This window comes from Neobacillus sp. SuZ13, from assembly GCF_030123365.1.
GTDB lineage: Bacteria > Bacillota > Bacilli > Bacillales > Cytobacillaceae > Neobacillus.
The window spans coordinates 1,437,033-1,461,001 of record NZ_CP126107.1 but is presented as its reverse complement, the minus strand read 5'-3'; the positions used below and the strand labels follow the sequence as shown (position 1 = coordinate 1,461,001).

At 36.7% G+C, this 23,969-nt stretch carries 23 protein-coding genes and 1 other annotated feature; of the genes, 3 read left to right on the top strand and 20 right to left on the bottom strand.

What is annotated here, in order from left to right; all coding sequences use genetic code 11:
• Positions 1-56 precede the first annotated feature (56 nt).
• The 3 genes from cls to spxA form a co-directional block, all read right to left on the bottom strand.
• Positions 57-1,568, bottom strand: coding sequence for a cardiolipin synthase (gene cls, locus QNH17_RS07005; RefSeq protein ID WP_283879449.1), 1,512 nt, complete (start codon positions 1,566-1,568; stop codon positions 57-59).
• 79 nt (positions 1,569-1,647) lie between these two features.
• On the bottom strand, positions 1,648-2,319 hold the full coding sequence (gene mecA, locus QNH17_RS07000) for an adaptor protein MecA (protein ID WP_283878023.1): 672 nt from the start codon (positions 2,317-2,319) through the stop codon (positions 1,648-1,650).
• 306 nt (positions 2,320-2,625) lie between these two features.
• The gene (gene spxA, locus QNH17_RS06995; protein WP_026566143.1) at positions 2,626-3,021 is read right to left on the bottom strand and encodes a transcriptional regulator SpxA; all 396 of its coding nucleotides are present in this window, start codon (positions 3,019-3,021) and stop codon (positions 2,626-2,628) included.
• 571 nt (positions 3,022-3,592) lie between these two features.
• On the opposite strand from spxA, the gene QNH17_RS06990 reads away from it, so the two are divergent.
• Complete coding sequence (locus QNH17_RS06990; protein WP_283878022.1) at positions 3,593-3,778, top strand: hypothetical protein; 186 nt, start codon at positions 3,593-3,595, stop codon at positions 3,776-3,778.
• Positions 3,779-3,843: 65 nt separating this feature from the next.
• Here the strand turns inward: QNH17_RS06990 and QNH17_RS06985 are convergent, their stop codons facing one another.
• From QNH17_RS06985 to QNH17_RS06965, 5 genes are all read right to left on the bottom strand, one after another.
• A complete protein-coding gene (locus tag QNH17_RS06985) occupies positions 3,844-4,782 on the bottom strand; it encodes an ABC transporter ATP-binding protein (RefSeq protein WP_283878021.1) in 939 nt (312 codons plus the stop codon).
• A complete protein-coding gene (locus QNH17_RS06980; protein ID WP_283878020.1) occupies positions 4,783-5,877 on the bottom strand; it encodes an ABC transporter ATP-binding protein in 1,095 nt (364 codons plus the stop codon).
• A gap of 17 nt (positions 5,878-5,894) precedes the next feature.
• Positions 5,895-6,923 carry an oligopeptide ABC transporter permease gene (gene opp3C / locus QNH17_RS06975; protein WP_283878019.1) on the bottom strand — a complete coding sequence of 343 codons (1,029 nt, stop codon included), beginning with the start codon at positions 6,921-6,923 and terminating at the stop codon, positions 5,895-5,897.
• On the bottom strand, positions 6,920-7,852 hold the full coding sequence (gene opp3b, locus QNH17_RS06970) for an oligopeptide ABC transporter permease (protein WP_144553652.1): 933 nt from the start codon (positions 7,850-7,852) through the stop codon (positions 6,920-6,922). The genes opp3C and opp3b overlap by 4 nt, the downstream gene beginning before the upstream one ends.
• Before the next feature lie 113 nt (positions 7,853-7,965).
• Entirely contained in the window at positions 7,966-9,660 is a 1,695-nt protein-coding gene (locus QNH17_RS06965; RefSeq protein ID WP_283878018.1) for a peptide ABC transporter substrate-binding protein, read from the bottom strand.
• Between the two features lie 221 nt (positions 9,661-9,881).
• On the opposite strand from QNH17_RS06965, the gene QNH17_RS06960 reads away from it, so the two are divergent.
• Entirely contained in the window at positions 9,882-10,238 is a 357-nt protein-coding gene (locus QNH17_RS06960; RefSeq protein ID WP_283878017.1) for a DUF3899 domain-containing protein, read from the top strand.
• Between the two features lie 55 nt (positions 10,239-10,293).
• Positions 10,294-10,550: a binding site (T-box leader), on the top strand.
• 52 nt (positions 10,551-10,602) lie between these two features.
• A complete protein-coding gene (gene trpS, locus QNH17_RS06955; protein WP_283878015.1) occupies positions 10,603-11,592 on the top strand; it encodes a tryptophan--tRNA ligase in 990 nt (329 codons plus the stop codon).
• Positions 11,593-11,811: 219 nt separating this feature from the next.
• Here the strand turns inward: trpS and QNH17_RS06950 are convergent, their stop codons facing one another.
• The 12 genes from QNH17_RS06950 to QNH17_RS06895 form a co-directional block, all read right to left on the bottom strand.
• A complete protein-coding gene (locus tag QNH17_RS06950) occupies positions 11,812-12,558 on the bottom strand; it encodes a YjbA family protein (RefSeq protein ID WP_283878014.1) in 747 nt (248 codons plus the stop codon).
• A gap of 159 nt (positions 12,559-12,717) precedes the next feature.
• The gene (opp4C, locus tag QNH17_RS06945) at positions 12,718-13,629 is read right to left on the bottom strand and encodes an oligopeptide ABC transporter permease (RefSeq protein WP_283878013.1); all 912 of its coding nucleotides are present in this window, start codon (positions 13,627-13,629) and stop codon (positions 12,718-12,720) included.
• 12 nt (positions 13,630-13,641) lie between these two features.
• Positions 13,642-14,607, bottom strand: coding sequence for an oligopeptide ABC transporter permease (gene opp4B, locus QNH17_RS06940; RefSeq protein ID WP_144553639.1), 966 nt, complete (start codon positions 14,605-14,607; stop codon positions 13,642-13,644).
• Between the two features lie 129 nt (positions 14,608-14,736).
• Positions 14,737-16,452: an oligopeptide ABC transporter substrate-binding protein gene (gene opp4A, locus QNH17_RS06935; protein ID WP_283878012.1), complete on the bottom strand. Its 1,716-nt coding sequence runs from the start codon at positions 16,450-16,452 to the stop codon at positions 14,737-14,739.
• Between the two features lie 72 nt (positions 16,453-16,524).
• Entirely contained in the window at positions 16,525-17,535 is a 1,011-nt protein-coding gene (locus QNH17_RS06930) for an ABC transporter ATP-binding protein (protein WP_283878011.1), read from the bottom strand.
• Entirely contained in the window at positions 17,532-18,557 is a 1,026-nt protein-coding gene (locus QNH17_RS06925; protein ID WP_283878010.1) for an ABC transporter ATP-binding protein, read from the bottom strand. Before QNH17_RS06925 ends, QNH17_RS06930 begins: the two co-directional genes overlap by 4 nt.
• A 135-nt stretch (positions 18,558-18,692) precedes the next feature.
• Positions 18,693-19,493 carry a DUF2268 domain-containing putative Zn-dependent protease gene (locus tag QNH17_RS06920; protein ID WP_283878009.1) on the bottom strand — a complete coding sequence of 267 codons (801 nt, stop codon included), beginning with the start codon at positions 19,491-19,493 and terminating at the stop codon, positions 18,693-18,695.
• A 117-nt stretch (positions 19,494-19,610) separates the two neighbouring features.
• The gene (gene fabF / locus QNH17_RS06915) at positions 19,611-20,849 is read right to left on the bottom strand and encodes a beta-ketoacyl-ACP synthase II (protein WP_144553628.1); all 1,239 of its coding nucleotides are present in this window, start codon (positions 20,847-20,849) and stop codon (positions 19,611-19,613) included.
• Positions 20,850-20,894: 45 nt separating this feature from the next.
• Positions 20,895-21,827 carry a beta-ketoacyl-ACP synthase III gene (locus QNH17_RS06910; RefSeq protein ID WP_144553626.1) on the bottom strand — a complete coding sequence of 311 codons (933 nt, stop codon included), beginning with the start codon at positions 21,825-21,827 and terminating at the stop codon, positions 20,895-20,897.
• A 163-nt stretch (positions 21,828-21,990) separates the two neighbouring features.
• A complete protein-coding gene (locus QNH17_RS06905) occupies positions 21,991-22,179 on the bottom strand; it encodes a ComZ family protein (RefSeq protein ID WP_283879448.1) in 189 nt (62 codons plus the stop codon).
• A gap of 93 nt (positions 22,180-22,272) precedes the next feature.
• Positions 22,273-23,112: a hypothetical protein gene (locus tag QNH17_RS06900; RefSeq protein ID WP_283878008.1), complete on the bottom strand. Its 840-nt coding sequence runs from the start codon at positions 23,110-23,112 to the stop codon at positions 22,273-22,275.
• A 79-nt stretch (positions 23,113-23,191) separates the two neighbouring features.
• A complete protein-coding gene (locus tag QNH17_RS06895; RefSeq protein ID WP_283878007.1) occupies positions 23,192-23,914 on the bottom strand; it encodes an alpha/beta fold hydrolase in 723 nt (240 codons plus the stop codon).
• Between the last annotated feature and the right edge of the window lie 55 nt (positions 23,915-23,969).

Genomic DNA, 23,969 nt, shown 5'->3' with positions numbered 1-23,969 from the left:
GATAAATACCTTTAAAAAAGATAAAAAAACTCGCCATTGACGAGTTTATTATAAGTTTAGAGTAATGGCGAGAGAAGTCTTGCTGTCGATTCAAGAACCTTAAAACCAAGATGTCTGTCATCAAAGGTTGCTTTATCCAACTGTTTGGTATATTCAAGGTCATTTAAATATTCCTCAACAAGCTTTTGTGTACTATTGGTACGGAATAAAAAAGCATTTACTTCGAAATTCAAATGAAAACTTCTCATATCCATATTTGATGTCCCGATCGAGGCTAGTTCATTATCAACAATGACAATCTTACTGTGCATAAACCCCCGCTCATATTCATAGACCTTTACCCCTGCCTCCAAAAGTTCCGGAAAGTATGAACGGGAAGCGTGAAAGACAATCCGTTTATCTGGTTTATTAGGTACAAGAAGTCTTACATCAATGCCACTAAGTGCAGCTACTTTTATGGCTGAAAAAATATCTTCATCAGGAATAAAATAAGGGGATGCAATCCAAACTGATTTCTCTGCACTTGCAATCATGGAGAAAAAAATATTTTTAATCACACTCCACTCATTATCCGGTCCTCCAGCAATGAGCTGCACCCCACCGTGACTTTCGTCATCAATCTGAGGTGATAGGTACTCAGCAGTTAAGAAACTGTGACTGGTCATATAATACCAGTCTTGTAAAAATATTAACTGCAACGTTCTTACGGCTTCTCCTCGAAGCATTAAATGCGTATCACGCCAAAACCCTATCTGTTTATTTCTACCCAGATATTCATCCCCAATATTCAACCCGCCAACAAAGCCGATATTTCCATCAATGATGATCATTTTACGGTGATTACGGAAATTAAATTTATTATTTAAAAATGGGAGTTTTACAGGTCCAAAAGTGACCATTTCAATCCCTTCATTTTTAAGTTCATTAATATAAGATTTTGAAAGTTGCCAAGAACCTACAGCGTCATATAAAAAACGTACCTTAACACCCTGATGGGCTTTCTCAATTAATAGATTTTTTATTTCCTGCCCAATATGATCGTGACGAACAATATAATATTCCAGATGGATGTGATGTCTAGCCTTTTTTATTTGCTCAATAATATGCTGAAAGGTTTCGTCACCGTTTGTTAATATTTTTGTAGCTGTGTCAAAGGAGATAGGACTATTCCCTAGCTTTTGAGCCAAGTTAAATAATTTCCCTTGATGCTCACCCATTAAACTAAGTTTTTCATCATTTCTTGGATCTTCTTCCCCTTCAACGGTCAAAAAAGCTTGTTTATCTAAGAAGTATTTTTTTCTAAACATCTTTTCCTTACGATAATTCCTTCCAAACAGGAGGTAAAAAATAAAACCAACTAACGGGAAACTGCCTAAGACCACTAACCATGTGATCGTTTGCGTTGGATGACGGTTTTCAAGGAAAATTACAATGGATATGAATATGACCGACAGTGTAACAAGTACACTTAGGATACCGAATATTCCACTAGCTAAACGATCCTTAAAGAAAAACCATAGTACGGATAATAGCAGCAAATATAGAATAACCCTTACTGTGTTTTTCAGTGTCCTCACCTGCCAGAATTTATTTCCAAAATAATTAATGCTAAAAATACCGATTTCAATATCGAAATCGGTACATTAGTTAGCGAAAATGTTTGCGCAATTCAGCAAAAACATTATCAGAAATTATCTCTTTTCCGTATTCTTGAATTCGATGTATCGTAAGTTGTGTCTCGAAACCGTATTCAAGTAAAATACTTAATATATCATCAATTTCATCTTCTTCAAACAAGTCTTCAGGAAATTCTGTAAATAGAAAATATTTCCCCTCAAAATGATATAGCTTTGTCACTAAATCATCTAAACCTGCTCGATTGGATAAACTAATGACATCCTCAAAATCTTTAAAACCAATGAGGAATTCTAATGTTTCTTCCTCAAGCAATATATCTTCCTCATCTGTATGATTAGGATTGAAATGATGGTCCAGAATCTCATCAATTTGCTCATCAACTGGAAGATCTTTTAGTTTGTCATTTGGAATGGGTAATTCAAACTTTTGACCATCCTTTGATAGTTGTGCTTTAGTAACAAGGATTTCTAAACCTTTATCAAGTGCTTGAACTTGAATCCAAAGAGGACCCTCAATTACAAACTCCTCTTCATCATGAACTTCATCCATCATTTCCCAAAAGAGTTCTTCACTTCGTTCCCGATTGTACCAGATTTCTTCACGGTCAAAGCCTCGTTCTTCTATATCACCATATGAAATGTAAAATTTTACTGTATTTTCATTAATGCGTTCAATCTCCATCTAAACCTCTCCCTTCCGTTTTCCAGATTGAAGGGACAAAATACCCCCAAGCAGATACTGCCTTAGCATTTACTTAAATCCAAAAGAATTCTCATAGGGCAAAAAGTAAATACTCGTGTACTTTATTTTATGATAAAAGTACTAATAAGGGAAATAAAAAAGGCTAAAATCTAAAAACCGTTATAATGCCTAAAGATTAGCGGTACGATATTCATTTTATTGTAGCAAAGTGACAGCGAAACTACAAATGAAATCAAATAATTTTTTATATACAAAAAAAGACCTCCTATATGAAGGCCTATTTATTTAATTAACCATTCGCTGTGCTTCGCGGAGCTGGAACGTTCTAACTCTTCTTGGAAGGAATCGTCTGATTTCATCCTCGTTATACCCAACCTGTAATCGTTTTTCATCAATGATAATCGGGCGCCGTAATAGCCCTGGATTTTCTTTGATTAAACCAAATAGATCTTGTAACGGCATTGCATCTAGGTTAACGTCTAATTTTTGAAATGTCTTTGATCTTGTAGAAATAATTTCATCTGTACCATCCTCGGTCATTCGAAGAATCTCTTTAATCTCTTCCATGGTTAATGGTTCTGAAAAAATATTTCTCTCTGTGTATGGGATTTCATGTTCTTCTAACCATGATTTTGCTTTTCTGCATGATGTACAACTTGGTGAAGTGTATAGTGTTACCATCGATCTTCACACTCCTCTTTTATTTGAGACTGTTATTTAAAATCCGTTATATTGAATCAAGCAATTTGGTTATAATCAGGTAGTACCAATTTCAATAATAATTATAAATAAGTAATTTATATCATTGATTATACACCACTGTTTCTTAAAAGGGTATCCTTTTTTCCAAAAAATATTGTAAGAGCAAAACATTCAAAAATTTCGTTTACACTATATTAGACGAATAATTCTTCTAAAAGTTTCATGTTTTTTAATTATTTTATCTGTATTTTTGCACTCATAATTATTCATCTGTTATAATGTTCGTCAACAATGATTGATAATGCGAGGGTCTTCATGAGATAAATTACTTATAATATTGAGTTACCCTATTTCTAAGAAAAATAAACCATCAATGTATTCTCAATTATAAATCCGAAATGAAAACGCATTCATTTAGTTTTTGAAAACTTATCGATGTAATTTAATTTCCTCTTTAAATCAACGGTAAGTTCTTTTACAATAAAGTAGGAGATATTTAAATTTGCATCACAAATATTCTAAGCAGCTTATTAATGGAGGGGTTATTACCATGGGCTCATACATATTGGATTTAACGATTGTTGCTTTATTAATTATAGGAATTACGGCCTTAATGGGTGTGATTACGAACAGTTTTGGTGAAAAGGTATTCGGTGGTAAAAATCGGAGTGAATTTGTTGATGAAAGTGCCAAATACCAGACTGGATGGAAAACTGTTGGGGGAAATCGGAAATAAGAATACTTAAATATTGCCGTTAATAGGTGAAAAAACGATCTCAAAAGCGAGATCGTTTTTTTTGATTATCTAGATTGTACTTGGTATTGTTTGAATTCTTTCTCAGAGCATAGTACAAAGTGACCTGGTGTAACTTCTCTAAATTCGACTGGATCATTCGGCTCGTAGTTATGACTTGCCGGGTCATAAGACTTCCGTTTACGAGTCCGTTCACTGATTGGATCTGGAGATGGAATTGCTGATAAAAGTGATTGTGTATACGGATGTAGTGGGTTTTTATAGAGTTCATCCGCAGGTGCAAGCTCCACCATTTTACCAAAATACATAACACCGATCCGATCACTAATGTATTTAACCATGGAAAGATCATGAGCAATAAACAGATAAGTCAAGCTTTTCTCTTTTTGCAGTTTTCTCATTAAGTTAACTACCTGAGCTTGGATAGAAACATCCAATGCGGAAATCGGTTCATCAGCAATAATAAATTCAGGTTGGACAGCAAGGGCACGTGCAATTCCAATCCGTTGACGCTGACCGCCACTAAATTCATGTGGATAACGGTTTGCATGCTCTCTATTCAAGCCAACGGTTTCCAGGAGCTCATAAACCTGCTCCATTCGGTCTTCCCTAGACTTTGCTAAACCATGAATATCAATTCCCTCGGCAATAACATCTGCTATTTTTAATCTAGGATTTAAAGATGCATAAGGGTCTTGAAAGATCATTTGCATTTTTCGGTTGAAATCTTTTAATTGCTTTTTTGATTTTTTCCCATGAACATTTACTCCGTCGTATAAAACTTCTCCGCCAGTAGCATCATACAAACGAATAATTGTACGTCCTGTTGTGGATTTACCACAGCCAGACTCACCCACAAGGCCCATTACTTCACCTTTATAAATATCAAAGGATACATTATCAACAGCTTTTACTTCATTTGTTTTACCTTCATTAAAATATTGCTTGAGATTTTTGATCTCAAGTAATTTTTCTTTTTCAGCCATTTATTTCCCCTCCTTATTTTCAGGGAATGGTGCATGATCAGTTTTTCCAACTTTGACTAAATCTGCATTACCAGAAAATTGATTTTGCCGTCTTAGAACAGCAGCTGGCGGTTCGACTTTTGGCGCATCCGGATGAAGCAGCCATGTTGCAGCATAATGCGTATCAGACACTTTGAAGAATGGTGGTTCTTGCTCTAAATCTATCTTCATAACAAATGGATTACGTGGTGCAAACGCATCCCCTTTTGGTGGATCTAATAAATCTGGTGGTGTTCCCGGAATAGAGAAAAGTTCATCATCTTGGGTATCCATATCAGGCATCGAACTAATTAGTCCCCATGTATAAGGATGTTTTGGATTATAGAAAATCTCATCTGCAGTCCCAATTTCAACTATTTTTCCTCCGTACATAACAGCAACGCGATCGGCTACATTTGCAACCACACCCAGATCATGCGTAATAAAAATAATTGATGTATCAATTTTCTTTTGCAAATCTTTCATTAATTCAAGAATTTGCGCTTGAATGGTTACGTCAAGTGCAGTGGTCGGTTCATCAGCAATGAGTACTTTCGGGTTACATGCCAACGCAATAGCGATAACAACCCTTTGTCTCATACCACCAGAGAACTGATGCGGATATTGATCCACACGTAACTCCGCCTTTGGAATACCAACTAGCTTTAATAATTCAATGGCTCTTTCCTTTGCTGCGTGTTTGCTCATGTTTTGGTGTTTAATAAGCGGTTCCATAATCTGGTTGCCAATTTTCATGGTTGGATTTAAAGACGTCATCGGATCCTGGAAAATCATTGATATATCTTTTCCACGGATTTTTTGCATGTCTTTATCTTTTAATTTTGTTAAATCCTTGCCATCAAATAGAATCTGTCCGCCTTTTATTTCTGAATTATGCTCAGGAAGTAAACGCATGATTGATTTGGTGGTTACAGATTTACCTGAACCAGACTCACCTACTATGGCTAAGGTTTCTCCATTATATAAATCAAAACTTACGCCACGGATAGCTTTAACTTCACCTGAAAACGTATGAAACGATATATTTAAGTCTTTTACTTCTAAAATTTTCTCCATTTACATCCACCTGCCTTCTAATCACGCATTTTTGGATCCAATGCATCACGTAATCCGTCTGCAACAAGGTTGAAGCAAACCATGATTAACGCAATCATAATGGAAGGAATAATCATTTGATAAGGGAAAGCAATCATCGATTTAAATCCTGCATTTACTAATGTTCCAAGAGATGCATGAGGTTCCTGTAATCCTAACCCGATAAAGCTTAAAAATGCTTCAAAGAAAATGGCATTCGGGATAGAAAACATCGTATTAATAATAATTACTCCAAACATATTTGGAATCATGTGTTTAAAAATAATAGACGAATTTGAAGCACCTAAAGTTTTAGCCGCAAGAACAAATTCTTGACCTTTAAATTTTAATACTTGCGCACGTACCACACGAGCCATACTTGTCCATCCCGTAATGGTTAAGGCGATAATAATTGGGATAATACCTGGTTTTAACACGAGAATCATCAAAACAACAACAATCAGGTTCGGAATACCCACTATAACCTCGATAATCCTCTGCATTACACTATCTACTCGTCCACCTAAATAACCGGAGACAGCTCCATATGCAACTCCAATAGCCATATCGATTAACGCAGCCATAAAAGCGATAAATAATGATACTTGTGTACCTTTCCAAACACGTGCAAATTGGTCTCGGCCTAAATTATCAGTACCAAACCAATAATAGGCATCCACTTTACGAACTTCATATGCGTTATAAACTGTACCATCTCTTCTTGACAATGTTCCATCAAAAGGAAGCCAGTGAACATCTTCTAAACCTTGAATTCGCGGTGGCAAATTATTATGTTTAGTGTTTTGCGTATCGTAGTCATATGGCGTAATCATTGGACCAACAAAGGCCATGATAATCATAATAACAAGGATGATCATGCTGACTACAGCACCTTTATTTTTCCTGACTCTTAGCCATGAATCCTGCCAGAAATTTAAACTTGGTTTGGCAATTTTTTCACTTTTTGATGGATCAATATGGACAGGAGCAAACATATCCTTTGAAATTGTTATGTCTTTGTTGCTCATTTAGTTTTCCCCCCCGATACACGAATACGTGGGTCGATGATTCCATAAAGAATATCAACAATTAAGATTACTACGATAAATAGGACCGCAAATAAAATGTTAGTACCCATAATAACTGGGTAATCATTCATATTAATTGATTTAACGAACTGCTCACCAATTCCTGGGATCCCAAATATTTGCTCAATAACAAGGGACCCAGTCATTAAGCTAACTGCTAAAGGCCCTAAGACAGTTACAACAGGTATTAAGGCATTTCTTAAAGCATGCTTAAAGCTAATCTGCCAGCGGCTCGCACCTTTAGCTCTCGCCAAAGTAATATAATCAGACCCTAATACTTCAACCATTTCAGTACGCATAAAACGCGCTGCAATCGAGATTGGGAACATCGCTAGTGCAATTGTAGGAAGGATCGTATATTCTGGACCTTTCCATAACATTACTGGAAGCCAGCCTAATTTTACCGAAATATAATATTGCATTAATCCAGCAAAAATAAATGATGGGATAGATTTACCAACTACTGCGATAAAAGTAGAACCGTAATCTATCCAAGTGTTTTGCTTTAATGCAGCGACTACACCTAATAAGATACCTAAAATGGAACCTACAACCATAGCTTGAAAACCTAATTGTGCAGAAGGTCCCAGGCGATTAGCAATAAGTTCTGTTACAGGGGTATTATCAAATTGGAAGGAAACTCCTAAATCTCCTTTTACCAAGCTCATCATATAGTTAAAATATTGAACAGGCAGGGGGTCGTTCAAACCATATTTATCCAGTAAAATATTCCGCTGAACTTCAGAAAGCTTTTCGAAGTTATTAAAGGGACTACCTGGAATTAGCTTCATGAGGAAAAAGGTAAGCGATGTTACGATAAAAAGTGTAATAATCATATAGCCAACACGTTTTAGTATATATTTGACCATGCCTACACCTCCTAATTAATTTGAATTTTCGACATCTTACGACAATTCTCACACAGGTAAAAAGAGAGTATATTTGTAAATATACTCTCTTTTTATTTGATTAGTTATAGTTACTATTTTGTGATTTTAATCCACTGGTAACTATAGTCAGGACCAAATGCATGGTGAGCAAAACCTTGAACCTTAGGATTGATTAGTAGGTTCACGGAACGTTGGTAAAGTGGTGCGATTGCCGCATCATCTTCTAACAAGATTTTTTCTGCATCTTGAAGAGCTTTCCAACGATCTTGTGGCTTAGCTACAAGTTCTTCACTAGCTGATTTGATTAACTTATCAAATTCAGGATTGCTATAGCTCATGTGGTTTTGACCGCCGTTAGTAACCCATAAATCCATATATGTCATTGGGTCAGCGTAGTCAGGTCCCCAACCACCCATTAATAAATCATAATCTTCAGCATCTTCACGAGCAATACGAATTTTGAAAGGAACTGCTTCGATTGTAATTTTTAATCCTGGTAAGTTTTTCTCTAACTGATCTTTAACGAATGCATCAGTTACTTTTGAAGTTTCAGTATCTTGACCTACATAAGTAAACTTAACTTCTTTAAGTCCTGTTTCTTTAAGACCTTGTTCCCAAAGCTTTTTAGCTTCTTCTTTGTTAGTGCTTAAGTAAGTTCCTGCAGTATCACGGAAATCTTTATTGTCTAAGAATGAGAAACCTTTTGGTACAAGGAAATCAGCAGGGATTGATCCGTTTGCTAATACATCCTCTGTTAAAGCTTTTTTGTCAACAGTTAAAGCAATTGCTTTACGGATATTAACATTCTTTAATGCTGGGTTCTTTTCGTTCATTTTTAACCACCAGATTGATGGTTCTTGATAGCGAAGTAAATCTTTTTGTCCTTCAAATTGTGAAAGGATTGCAGCTTGTGCAAGTTTTGGTGTGATATCAGCTTCACCAGCAGTATATGCGTTTGCAGATGCTTGTGGATCTTTAGAAACGTTAAAGTTAATTTTCTCTAAAGTAACGTCCTTTGCATTTACATAATCAGCATTCTTTTCTAATACCCACTCAGTACCAGTAGGACCATCCCATTTAGTCATTTTAAACGGACCATTGTAAAGTAGGTGTGTTGCATCTTTCGCATAGTTATCGCCTTCCGCTTCAACAAACTTTTTGTTTTGCGGGAAGAACAATGGGAAAGTTAAGTAAGATTCGATGTATGGAAGTGGTCTTACTAAGCTAATTTCCAAAGTATAATCATCTAGAGCTTTAATCCCTAAATCATCAAGTTTTGCTTTACCAGCAACAATTTCAGATGCATTTTTGATTTTGCCTTCCATGAAGTATGCACCGTATGGAGCAGCAACTTTCGGATCAATTGCACGTTGCCATGCAAAAACAAAGTCATGCGCAGTTACAGGGTCACCATTTGACCATTTTGTATCTTGTTTTAATTTAATTGTAATAACAGATTTATCATCATTATATGTTGGTGCTGCTTCAGCAACTCCAGGAATAACTTTTTGGTCTGGATCTAAACGATATAGTCCTTCATTTGTAGCATTTAACATTGTGAAGCTCAATACGTCTTGAGACATTACGCTGTCCATTGAAGGAATTTCTGCAGACTCAAGAACATTTAGAACTTGCTCATCTGCCAATTGAGTTTCTTCAGTGCCGGCTTTGTTTTCGCCTTCATTTTTGGACGTACCTTCATTCTTGTTTCCGCCCGAACATGCTGCAAGGAACATGCTAAGAACTAGTGATAGTACTAATAGTAGTGAAAGTTTTGATTTCTTCACTAGTAGACCTCCCTTTTCTATTATTCTGAAAAATTACTACATTCTCTATTATACATATTTTCTACAAATTGTACATTATTTTTTTGAACTTTATTTACATTATAGAAACAATCTTTACGTTATCATTACATTTCCCTGTGTTATAATTTAGACTTATACAGATTTTTAATATAATATACTTAAGTGAACCCCTATTAAATCAATCTTTTGGAGGTTATTTAGTGAATTATCAACTTAAGAAAAGACTCTTAATTTTAGTATTCACACAACTAGTGATTATTTTAATTTCGTTCCTTAATTATCACAAAGTTTCTTTGTTAAGCTATATCAATATATCTTTTTATTTCTCAGCAGGACTCCTGCTTACCTCTTTGCTTGTTTTTACTATTCATTCAGGATTCTATGACGTCATTTCAAGATCCTTTAGTTATGCGTTTCAAAGAGGCCAGAATAAAAGACGCTTTGATGAAATACCTCCTTTATCAGAACTTGTTACATTCAACCAAAAACCCTTAGTTTTTTACGGACTTATTAATGCGCTGTTTATGCTTATTGCCCTTGTCATATATTATTTTTAACTGACTTGAAAATAATTATTCGTTTCATTATAATAAGTACAATTGTATAGTTGCTTAAAAGGCGATGATAAAGAGTAGTACGTATTTACATTCGGTTCAGAGAGTTTGTGGGTGGTGGAAACAAACACGAATAAATACAGAATGGACTTTGGAGCCTCTGTCTGAACAAATTATTTTTATGTTTTATAAAAAGTAGGATTAGACGTAACCTTGCGTTAAAAGGTGGCTAAATTGTCTTCATGATGGATTTGGCATTGAGTGACTCTTTATTTGAGTAATTTAGGGTGGTACCGCGAACCATTCGTCCCTATTCGTTTTTAGGGGATGAATGGTTTTTTTTATATATTTTTTAGGAGGAAATTTTATGAAAACAATTTTTTCTGGTATTCAGCCAAGTGGAACGATTACACTTGGTAACTATATCGGAGCGTTGAAACAGTTTGTAGAAATGCAGAACGAATACAATTGCTTTTTTTGTATCGTGGACCAGCATGCCATTACGGTTCCTCAGGACCCGGTAATACTGCGGAAAAATATCCGAAGTTTAGCTGCATTGTATCTAGCAGTTGGAATTGATCCAAACAAAGCCACATTGTTTGTTCAGTCAGAGGTTCCTGCTCATGCTCAAGCGGGATGGTTGATGCAGTGTGTAGCCTACATCGGTGAATTAGAAAGAATGACTCAATTCAAAGATAAATCCACCGGGAAAGAGGCAGTACAGGCAAGTTTATTAACTTATCCACCTCTTATGGCAGCCGATATTCTTCTATATAATACGGATTTAGTACCTGTTGGCGAAGATCAGAAGCAGCATATGGAATTAACTCGTGACTTAGCAGAAAGATTTAATAAAAAATACAGAGACATTTTAACCATTCCTGAAATAAGTATTCCTAAGGTTGGTGCAAGAATTATGTCTCTGCAAGAACCAACGAAAAAAATGAGCAAATCTGATCCAAACCAAAAAGCTAATATCACACCTTTAGATGATCCAAAGCAAATGGTGAAAAAAATTAAGAGTGCTGTGACAGATTCCGAAGGGATTGTTAAATTCGATAAAGAAAACAAACCTGGCATATCAAACCTATTATCAATTTACTCTATCTTGGGTGGAAAAACTATTTCTGAAATTGAAGGAATGTACGAAGGGAAAGGCTACGGTGATTTTAAAAGTGACCTAGCGGATGTTGTTGTCAATTTCTTTACACCAATACAAGAAAGATACTATGAATTACTTGACTCACCCGAACTTGATCGTATATTGGATGAGGGTGCAGAAAAAGCAAATTTAGTGGCTAATAAGACTTTGAAGAAAATGGAAAATGCTATGGGGTTAGGTCGTAAGAGGAGATAGCAATAAGAAAAGCGCAAGCGCCCTGTTCAGGGGCGACAGGCATAAGACGAGCAGGCGTGAAGGTTGTTTTTTGACCTTCATGACAGATTGGCTTATGACCCCGAGCCCCTAGGCGCTGGAGCTAGACAGTAGTCTAAGTTCAGAAACTTATCCTTTCTTATTAATTAAAAAAAGCCTGAGCCCAAAAGATATGTTGTGTATATCTTTTGGGTCAGGCTTTTAATTTACTTTCGGACCATGTTCCATTTCCCAAAGTTTTTCAAAAAACGGCTGCCCTTTTATTAGATTTTCACAAAATGTTTCATGCCTTTTCGACCATCCATACTTTGTTTCCTCAAATAACTGTTCCCATGCAGCTTCAAAATTTAAAGCTTGAATTGTTGAATAATTCTCCGGACACCATTCAGTGTACCAATACCTTACTTCTGCTTCATTACTCGAAGAGAGTAATTGGTCAAGTGCCATAAATAATAGTTGTTTTAATTGACGTTCTTTTCTTGTTAACCCTCTCATCAATTCCGGTTCAGGTGAGAGAATGTGATAGTCCTTTAACTTTGGCTGCTCATAAAAGTGGTATTTATTAGCCTCATGTTGACTTATCATCTCGTAAACTAACTGCTCTTGTCTTGGAATTAACCGGCTTTTACGGATCGGAATATTATAGCCAATGGTATCAATGGCTAATATTCCAGTTCCATCTGTGACTACAAAGCAATAGTCAAGTTGCACTCTTTCATGATTCTTCCTCAAATAGGCTTTCTGAAAGATATCATCTAAGAGCTGTTGAGGTAATTCTGACAAATCATTTTCAATGTAATTAAACAAAATCGGTTCCACTTTCATCAATGGCACCTGGTCTAATAACTCTACTCCATCATCCTTACGCCATTCATGGAAGTGGCATACATTATAACCGTTTTCTTCCCCTTCAAACCAATTTACCCATACATCATGAAGATACAACATTGTACAACCCCTCACTTCAAGAAACTGTTTGTAAATCAGTATGGGCAGACCTTAGTTAAATTATTCCTTTATATATATTTTGCTCCAATTACATTTATGAACTTCAATAAACAATGACCGTTAACACGCAAAAAAAATCCACCAGTTTATGGCAGATCTTTAACGTTTAGATTTTGGATTAAAAGCATCCTTTAGACCTTCACCGATGAAGTTAATTGATAAGATGGTTATTGTGATGATTAATGCTGGCGGGACCCAAATCCAAAGTTTGAATTGGAGAACATCCGGCTCATTTGCTGAATTCAACATATTTCCCCAACTTGGAATTTCTTGCGGAACCCCAAAGCCAAGAAAACTTAGACCTGTTTCAGCAACGATCATCGTTGCAAATGTAATCGTCGCTTGAACAATTATGGTAGATAAAATGTTTGGAAGCAGATGCTTCACAATAACTTTTGCTGGTGAGCAGCCAATAGAAATGGCCGCTGTAATGTATTCATTTTCTTTTTCAGCGAGGATCTTACTACGGACAATTCGGGCAATCCCCCCCCAGCTTAGCAAGCTAATTGTCCCAATTAAGACCCATAATCCGTTAACTTTTCCAAAAAGAATGGCATTTAAAACAATGACAAATACAAGGAATGGAAAGTTTAAGATAAAATCAGTAAATCTCATTAATAAGCTATCAACGGTTCCGCCGAAATACCCTGAGATTGAGCCAATTAATGTTCCCAGTAAAATAACAAATAATGTACAACTGATTCCTACTAACAACGATATACGCCCGCCATAGAGTAATCTTGTAAATACATCCCGTCCGGATTTATCTGTTCCCAGCCAATGTTCACTGCTTGGCTCTAACGACATTTGCCCAATGTTGATTCTCGTAATATCTGCCGTAGTGATATAGGGTGCGAGGATAGAAACAATAGTAACTATCAGTAAAAAGAAAAGACTAATCATTGCCAATTTATTTTTCACAAATTTCTTTCGTGCTATTGCAAAAGGAGATAAACTTTTTTTCGGGGGTGTAACTAAAATCTTTTTCTCATTTTGCGTTGCTATTTGCATTTTTTCTCCCCCTTAATCTAGCCTAATTCTCGGATCTACAACACCATATAAGACATCAGCTATTAAATTGCCGATCAGTGTTAAGAAGGAGAATAACATAGTCAACGTCAATAATACTGGATAATCCCTCGTCCCAACTGATTGTAGGAATAGTTGTCCCAAACCTGGATAGGTAAAAATTGTCTCAGTAATAATCGCACCACTAATTATGGCGACAATATCAAATCCTAAAAAGGTTATAAGTGGAATAATTGAGTTTCTTAAAATATGAACATTATAAATCTTTCGTTCCGGCGTCCCTTTTGCACGTGCTGTGCGGACATAGTCCTTACGGCTATTTTCTATAATATCGTTACGTAAAAATTGGGTATAACTAGCTGTACTTAATAATCCAAGTACGACTGCAGGCAAAAAGACATGATGTAATCGGCTTAACCACCATTCAATGGTTCCATCGGTAACACTAATATCGACTGAACCATTTGATGGGAACCAGCCCAGCGTAAAAGAAAAGAAGAAGATGGCGAATACCCCAGCAATAAAGGATGGAATGGCCAACCCTATGTAGTTTAATCCTCCAATTAGATTATCTGTTAAGGTATATGGCTTTCGTCCTGCATAGGAACCCATTATAAATGCGAGAATATAGGTTATTAAAATTGATGAAAAACCTAAAAGTATTGTATTAGGGAGACGCTCACCAATAACCTCAGATACCTCTATTTTGAAACGTGTTGATTTTCCAAAATCCCCCTCAACGAATCCACTAATCCAACGGAAATACTGCTGAGGAAGTGGGTCATTATAACCCAATTTCTCACGCATTTCTGCGATATACTCTGGATTTGTATTTCTAGGATCTATTTCTCCACTTAGCGAATCGCCCGGCATTAATTTTGCCAATGTAAATACTACAATGGAGGTAAGGAGTAACATTGGAATCATTCCCAATATTCTTCGAAATGCATATTTCAGCATGTGCATTCTCCTTGTCTAAATAAGCTTTGGTACACACGAGCATGTAAATCAATACCAGCTTATTCAAATGGGAGAAGTATACCCATCTCCCATTTGAAGTTTAAAATTGAGTTAGTATTTTTTAGAAACCTATTGCTTAATCCACCATTCGTTTGGACGATTCATACCAGATACATCAAATTTAACGTCTTGCACTCGCTTGCTGACTGCCATTGTTTCTTCTAGTTCAGCAATTGGTAAAGCTGGTAGATCTTGCATGAATAGCTTTTGCCATTGGACATAAAGATCCTTACGTTTGTCGTTATCTGTTCCTACAACATTGATATCAAGTGCTTGATCTAACAATTTATCACTGTCAGCATTTACCCAGCGTGGATAGTTCCAAACAGCTTTTGATCCCCAAAGTGGAGTCGGATCTGGATCTGAACCAGTTGACCAGCCGCCGAAGAATACTTCCATTGATTTATCAGCTTTATCAAGCATTTCATAATAAAGGTTTACATCTGTCATTGTTAATTTCGTCTTCAAGCCAACTGCTTCCCAATATTGAGTCATTGCCTTAGCGCGCGATTCAAATGTAGGGTTATCAGTTGCATAGTGGCTGAAATTAACAACAAACTTCTTCCCATTTGGATCTTCACGGAAGCCATCGCCATCAACATCTTTGTATCCTGCTTCATCTAATAATGCCTTAGCCTTTTCAGGATCATATTTGTATTGTTCTAATTCTTCATTAGGGGCTGCAATCCAATGGTTTGTTGGAATTGGACGGTTTACTGGCTTACCTACACCAAAGAAAAACGCCTTAACCCATTCTTCACGATTGATTGCATAATACATTGCTTCACGAAGCTTTTTCTCTTGATATTTAGGTTCGTTCATGATGTTTTTCTCGCCATCCCAAGTACCTAATCTGAAACCAACATAGTAATAGCTTACGCCAGGATAGGTTACAGCATTTACATTATCAAGTGCTTTCACTTGATCAATAATACTTGGATGGAAAGAAGTCATATCAAGTGTTCCGTTTTTTAGTTCTCCAACAGAAAGAGATGGATCGATCACTTTAATAACTACTTTTTCTATATGCGGTTTGCCGCCAAAGTAATCATCAAAGCGTTCCATTTCTATAGATTCACCTGGAATTACTTTCGTTACTTTAAATGGTCCTAAACCAACAGGCTTGGTCCGAACTTGTTCGGATGCCATCATATCTTTTACTGCCAGTCCTTTAAATTCCGTACGATTCATCGGGTATGTCCAAAGATTATCCAAGTTGTTTACACGAGCTTTATCAAAAGTGATTTGGATGTGATAATCATCCACTACTTTAATACCAGCGATTTCTTTCGCTTTTCCATCATGATAATCTTGTGCACCCACAATGTTTCTTACGTTATCAAAACGTGGACCATCATAATCCTTATCAGCGATAACCTTCAATGCAAATTCCCAGTCTTTAACTGATAATTCGTCGCCATTGTGCCACTTTACACCTTGTTTGATTTCGAAATCGAAAACTTTATTGTCTGTTGTTTTCCATGAGGCGATATGAGGCTGTGCCTTTAGATTTTCATCATAATCAATTAGGTTTTCATCAAAGAAATCAATAACATACTGATCGCTTGCATTTCCATAAAATGAATAGTTAAATTTACCCTCTGGCGCAGAATCAAGTGCATAAACTAGTGTCCCGCCATCTTGTGGTTTTCCAGCAGTTTCTCCAGTCTTACCATCATCTTCGTTTTTGCTTGTCCCCGTTTTTTCTCCGCCGCTGCAGGCCGCTAAAAATACGGATAGAACCAGCATCAATGCCGCTAGCATCAGCATACTTCTCTTCTTCATTTGTTTCCCCCCTATAGTTTTTATTTTTCTTTCGCTACTGTCTAGTGAAAGCGTTCATGAGCTTTCGCTTTTCTAGTAAAGGTGGCAAGCTACTCGATGAGATGGCTTCACCTCCTTTAATACCGGCAAAATTTTAGAACATTGCTCCATTGCCATGGGGCAGCGCGGATGGAATGAGCATCCCATTGGAGGATTAATTGGGCTTGGCACATCACCTTTTAAGATAATCCGCTCTTTTTTCACCCTGGGGTCAGGAGATGGAATTGCTGAAATTAATGCTTGTGTATATGGATGGAGAGGCTCAGCATATAAATCTTCTTTATCTGCAACCTCAACCAAATTACCTAGATACATAACACCGATTCGGTCACTCATGTGTTTAACAACACTTAAATCATGTGCTATAAAAAGAAAAGTAAGGTTAAATTCTTCTTGCAAATCTTTTAACAAATTTAAAACCTGAGATTGGACTGAGACATCGAGTGCTGAAACAGGTTCGTCGGCAATAATTAATTTCGGCTTTAATGCTAACGCTCTAGCAATTCCGATTCTTTGACGCTGGCCCCCAGAAAATTCATGTGCATACTTGTAATAGGCATCTGGCGGTAACCCTACTTTATTTAACAAATCCATGACTTCCTGTTTTAATTCATCCTTACTTTTTTTAGAAAAGTTATAAATAGGCTCAGCGATAATGTCCCCAACCATTTGCATCGGATTCAAAGAAGCATAAGGGTCCTGAAACACCATTTGCATATCTTTTCGAATCTCGCGAAGTGATTTGCCTGATACTTTGGTAATGTCTTTACCATTAAAGAGAATTTGGCCCTCTGTTGGTTTTAATAGTCGAAGGATTGTTCTGCCTGCAGTTGATTTACCACATCCAGATTCACCAACTAGCCCAAGGGTTTCCCCTTTTTTAATCTCAAAAGAGATATTATCCACTGCTTTTACATTTCCAATTGTGCGTTTTAAAAATCCGCCTTTAACAGGGTAATAGGTTTTAAGATTTTTAATCTCTAATAGATTTTCTGATTGTAAGGGAGAATGGTCACCCTGTTTATGTACTGAAACGGTCTTCATGATCTCACCCCTTCAATTGGTTTACTTGTTTCATAGAGTAAACATGCAACTTCGTGGCCATGTTCAACATCTTCAAGTAAAGGGGTGATTGTCGTGCATTCAGGCATTGCCTTTGGACATCGATTCGCAAAACGGCAGCCCACTTTTGGCATATGAATAAGCGATGGCACGATACCTTTAATCGAACTTAACCGTTCTTCTTGTCCATCCATTTTCGGGATTGCCCCCAATAGTAGACTAGTATATGGATGTTTTGGATTATGGAAAAGCGTATCAACATCCGTACGTTCAACAATCCTTCCGGCATACATCACCATAACTTCATCACACATTTCCGCTATCACACCTAAATCATGTGTTATTAAAATTATAGACATGTCATTTACTGCCTGAATTTCCTTTAGAAGTTCTAATATCTGAGCTTGAACAGTAACATCCAGAGCAGTCGTTGGTTCATCTGCAATTAATAATTTAGGCTGACAAGCAATGGCAATAGCGATCATCACTCTTTGTCTCATCCCGCCGGATAGTTGATGTGGATACTCATCAACCAGTTTTTCAGGTCGTGAGATTCCGACACTTTTTAATAGGGCGATTGATTTTAGCCTGGCTTCTTTCTTTGTAATTTTTAAATGATTAAAAAGGACTTCCTGTAGTTGATAGCCTATTGTAAAAACTGGATTTAATGAAGTCATCGGCTCTTGGAAAATCATCGAGACGTCTTTCCCACGAATTTTATTGATTTGAGATTCGGACATTTTCTCAAGATTTATTCCATCAAAAATAACCTCACCTGTTTTTATTTTTCCGCTTCCCTTAGGTAAAAGCTTCATAATGGAAAGGCTCATAACGGATTTGCCACAACCAGACTCTCCAACAATTCCAACAATTTGTCCCGGCTTAACATTAAATGAAACATTATCTACTGCATTATAATCAGTTCCGTCAATATCAAATGCAGTCTTTAAGTTTCTCACCTCGAGCAATGGTGCCTCTTTGTGCAACGATTTTTTTGTGCTCATAGTACACCTTCTAACTTTTTAAATTATTCTGTTTATTCAAACTATTTACTTGAAATTTTATTACGAAATTGTTACAATTGCAAGATTTATTTGAATTCTCTAAATTAAGTCATTTGATTTTTTTTAAGTCTAGTTTTATTGGCTTTTTTCGATGTAATTCTTATAGTTTTCTAGGTACTCTATTGCGGGAATGGAAAATGATAGTTTCGTAGAATAAGGATTGGTTTTGTAAAAATGTTCAACAATATCATATCCAATTGCGTAACCGAGAAGTCTTGGCAGCCTTCCCTCTCCATATAGTAGTTCATCGTGTCCTCTTTCATTTTTCTTCGTACCAAGTTGTTTTTTTATATATTTATCCCAAAATTTTAGTAACTCTTTTTTATTATACATACGGCACCATGTGGCTAAATATTCCGAACCACAATTTTTTAAAACAGCATATTCAGCAAGTCCTTCTATAATTATTGAATCAAGTAAAGTATAGTCTTCCATTCTTTTATTCAACTTTCTTAGCCGGCAGACGTGATGATATTCATGGACCATTAGTGCCTCTATTTCTTTCGGATCCTCAAAATGCGAGAGAAAAAGGAACATTTTATCAGGAAATGAGACACCAGCTTTACTTTTAGCTTCTCTAAGAAAGAACCCGCCTGCTTGTGCTACGGGAAAAAGAAATACTGGTATGTCAGGACCATTCCATTTCTCTTTATAGTGATGAAAGAGTTGTTCCACTTGAGTCCAAGCCTTTTGTTCTTTCATTCGGTCAATAATAATTCGAGCGGATCTGGAGGGACGGTACATACCAAAATTCAATAATTGAGTATATATTTCCTTTGGCGTTTGTTTAATAAAAAATGGCTCTAGTTTCTCACACAACTTTACAGGTCTGTCAAACTCCTTTTCCATCCAATAATCTGTTCGAATGATTCCCATTTTTACACCCCATTTACCTAGCCTCTCTGAACAGTTTATGAAGGTTATCGAAAGAGGTTCATAGGTAAAATGGTTAAAAAAACGACCAGACATATTTGTCTGGTCGTTCGTAGATGTTTATTCGTATTTTTTAAATACAATCGTAGCGTTGTGTCCGCCAAATCCTAATGAATTACTCATGGCTGCTTTAATTTCCTTTTGACGTGCTTTATTTGGTACATAATCTAAATCACATTCTGGATCTGGTGTTTCATAGTTAATGGTAGGTGGCAGTATACTGTCTCTTATCGCTAATACCGTAAAAATCGCTTCTACACCGCCTGCAGCACCAAGAAGATGCCCAGTCATAGATTTCGTTGAACTAATTGCTAAGTTATAGGCGTGCTCACCAAATACCTCTTTCATTGCAAGGGTTTCAAACTTGTCATTATATTCTGTACTAGTCCCATGGGCGTTAACATAATCAATTTCATCCGGCTTTAACCCACCATCATTAATGGCCATTTTCATAGCACGGGCGCCGCCTTCACCACCTGGTGCCGGTGCTGTAATATGGTAGGCATCACCAGTTGCCCCATAGCCGACAATTTCAGCATAGATTTTGGCACCACGCGCTAAGGCATGTTCAAGTTCTTCCAAGACAATAATCCCTGCACCTTCGCCAATGACAAATCCATCACGATTTTTATCAAATGGTCTGCTAGCTGTTTTTGGGTCTGGATTGGTGGACAAAGCAGTATTCGCACAGAACCCTGCGACTGACATTTTTGTAATCGGTGCTTCTGCTCCGCCTGTAACCATTGCATCTGCGTCACCGCGTTGAATGACTTTAAAGGCATCACCAATCGAATTTGTTCCAGTTGCACAGGCGGTTACCGTACATGAATTGAAGCCTCTCGCACCTAATGTAATGGAAACTTGTCCTGTTGCCATATCTGGAATTAACATTGGAACAAAAAATGGACTAACACGCTTATATCCTCTATTTTGAAATATTTCAAATTGCTGTTCAAAGGTTTCCATTCCGCCAATTCCAGAACCAATCCATACTCCAACACGATGGGAGTTTTCTTCATTAATGGTTAAATTAGCATCTTTCACTGCCATGATTGCCGAGGCAACCGCAAATTGTGTAAAACGATCCATTTTGCGTGCATCTTTTCTATCCATAAATGCTTCAGGATTAAAATCAGTTGATTCTGCAGCAACTTTTGCTGGATATTCATCTGCATTAACTCTTGTCAGCGGCCCAATCCCAGATTTCCCTTCTAATATATTTTTCCAAGTAGTTTCGGCATCATTTCCAAGCGGCGTTACTGCACCTATGCCTGTTACTACAACCCTGCGCTTTTCCATATTATCTATCTCCTTCATTTCTTATCTTTTTGCTCATTCTGTTCATTATCTTCCCCATTTAATCGCAATCGCACCCCAAGTTAGGCCTCCGCCGAAACCTACCATGACAATAATGTCATCATCCTTAATTCTTCCCTCTTCCAAATCTTCTACAAGTGAAATGGGAATCGACGCTGCAGAAGTGTTTCCGTATTTATTAATGGTTTTTGACATTTTTTCAACTGGTAATTCTAATCTTTGTCTAGACGCTTCCATAATACGAATATTTGCCTGATGAGGAATCAGGAAATCGACATCATCTTTTGATAAACCTGCTTTTTCGAGAACATTAATACAGCTTTCCCCCATTTGCCTAACAGCAAATTTGAAAACTTCTCTACCGTTCATAATAATATATTCATCCTGGTACAGATGCTTAGATCCTGTCCCATCAGCCCCAAGTTCGAAGGAAAGAATTCCTCGGTCTTCTGAAACAGGTCCGATAATTGTCGCTCCAGCACCGTCCCCAAATAAAACTGCTGTATTGCGATCAGACCAGTCTGTAATTTTCGAAAGTTTTTCCACTCCAACGACTAGAACATATTTATAAACTTCGGTTTCCACGAATTGTTTACCAGTCACAATACCGTACATAAAACCAGCACAAGCAGCACTGACATCCATTGCTGCTGCCTTCTTTGCTCCCAGCCTTTCTTGAATTCTGCATGCAACCGAAGGAAAAGGAGTATCAGGAGTAACCGTAGCTACCAATATTAAATCAATCTCTTCGGCAGTAATCCCTGCATCTTGAATCGCCTTTTGGGCCGCTTCAAATGCCATGTCCGAAGTCTCAACATCATCGGCTGCGATTCTCCTCTCTTCGATTCCTGTCATTGTACGAATCCATTCATCAGATGTATCCATAATTTTTTCTAAATCCTTATTGGTAACAATTTTCTCTGGTAAATATCTACCGATACCTACAATCCCTGCTCTCACACGGTCCATCTCCTTTATTTATGACAAGATTCTATATTCTACTGTTTAATATCAATTATTATGACTTGGTACTAATTTTATCAAATAAAGTCTAATTTAAGCAACTGTTTAGGGTAAATATTGAAAAAGAAATAAGCTCCCGCGTTTGAGAGCTTATTTCTTTTTACATTTCTTTACGTCCTTCAGCTAACCCGAGTTCGTATGCCTCTTGCATAACCTTTGTAAAAAGGTTCATGAACGGCTGGATTAAATCCATTGATAATTCAACGCCTGCCTTGTCCAATTGTTCTTTAGCTTCGGGTAAGTATTTCATCGCGATCTGCATAAATTCTAGAGATTTATCCTGACTTATCATATTATCTCCTTCTAACTTATTATTAGCGAAATGAATCCTTTCTTTCATCATCCCTATTTCAAACATATTCTATACAAAACTCAGGACACTTTACAACTGATTTGCATGCAATCTCTGGACATGATCCATTTGCTCTTGAATGGATGTTTTTAATGGAGTTCTTTTTTTTATGGAGACTTTTACAATGTCAGAATTCAAATCCAATGATTCAAAACCATTTTCCACCCGATGATTTTCAGTGATATTTAGATAGTCGGCACATCTCAACCATTGATTCTGCTTGCCACTTTCAAGTATATAACTGCCTGCCTTTCCTGTTTCCATTATATCTAAGATCGCCTCTAGTGCATCATTTATAAAAAGGACATCATTAGACCATTCCCGTTCATCAGTAGTAATCTTTATTTCTTGATATTTTGAAATTAATACTTTCTGAAATAAAAAAGTAGACGTTTGCCATGGACCATAAACTGCGGGTAAGTAAATAAACTGCGTATTCTTTCCTGTTTCTTTTATTAAATCCAGAAATCCCTCTATTTCCTTGCCCCTAAATGTACTCGCCAGCATTTGTACGGGGAGAATTAGTACATTATTAACATCGTTCTTATTAACCGCTAGATATTGAATCATATGCTTAGTTACATTTTTATCCTGTAAAATTTTTTCTTTTTTACTCATATAAAGATCATATATTGAAATGATCAGACTAGTATTAGGTGTGGGTTTTACTGGCTCACGCTCCCACTCGGATAATGATTGTTCAACCAAGTTTGCATTTCGGCCCACTTCAAGCCTTTTTTCTTCTATAAATTCCATATAATCCGTCTCTTCTAGATGAATACCATCTACCTCTATCCCTTTATTTAACAAACTCTTGCAAATATGAAAATTCACAAAGTCAAACATCCCAAAAAGAATTGCCTTGTCCATATATTTTTCCTCCCCACACTAACCTTAATGAATCCTATGCGCATCGTTAAGGAATTATTTCTTGCGGGGAGGATGAAGTTTATAAGACCGATTCATGGCTGTTGAAGAACTTTATCATAATGATCGCTAGTTGTTGTTTTTTTTCTGGAAGAATAAATGTTGGATTTATTTCTGATACACTAATTAATTGTTGGTACAATTTAGACTGGTTATAGGATTTTGCCCCAGACAGGACATGAATTATTTTAACTGGACAGTCAAATGGTTGTTTAATGGTTTCTTCCTTGTTAAGAATAGTGTTTTCGAGTAAATTCTGTTCTATTTGATGCGCTAATGATAATTCTCTCAGTAACTTTTTGTAAAAAAATTTATGTTCCTTTTCTTGTTCAAGATGATGTTTTAAGGATAGAATCGGATTAAGTAAAATGATCGACCTAATCCTGTGCTTCATCTTTTCCATTAATTTCAATGCAACCAATGCCCCCATACCTTCTGCCAAAATATGAATTTTGTTATTTAGAATCTCGCTTCGGATCACATGCTGGTATAACCTCTCTGCGAGTTCAACAGCATTTTCGCTCCCCCAGTTTCGCCCATAAAGATTCGAGGAAAAAATGGTGTACCCTTTTTCTTTTAGCTGGTTGATAATTGCCAACTTACCTTCATTTTGTGTCCAAAAGCATTTACAGTCATCGACAAAATGCCTTTCATCTCCAAGTACTAAGATCCCAAATCCTGTAGGCTTCTCTGGGTAATGAATAATATTCCATTGGGTATCCATCTGAAAATTGCGATTCTCCATCGATAAATCTCCTTTTCCATATTTCCTCACAGTATTGTATGCCGCCTTATTAAAG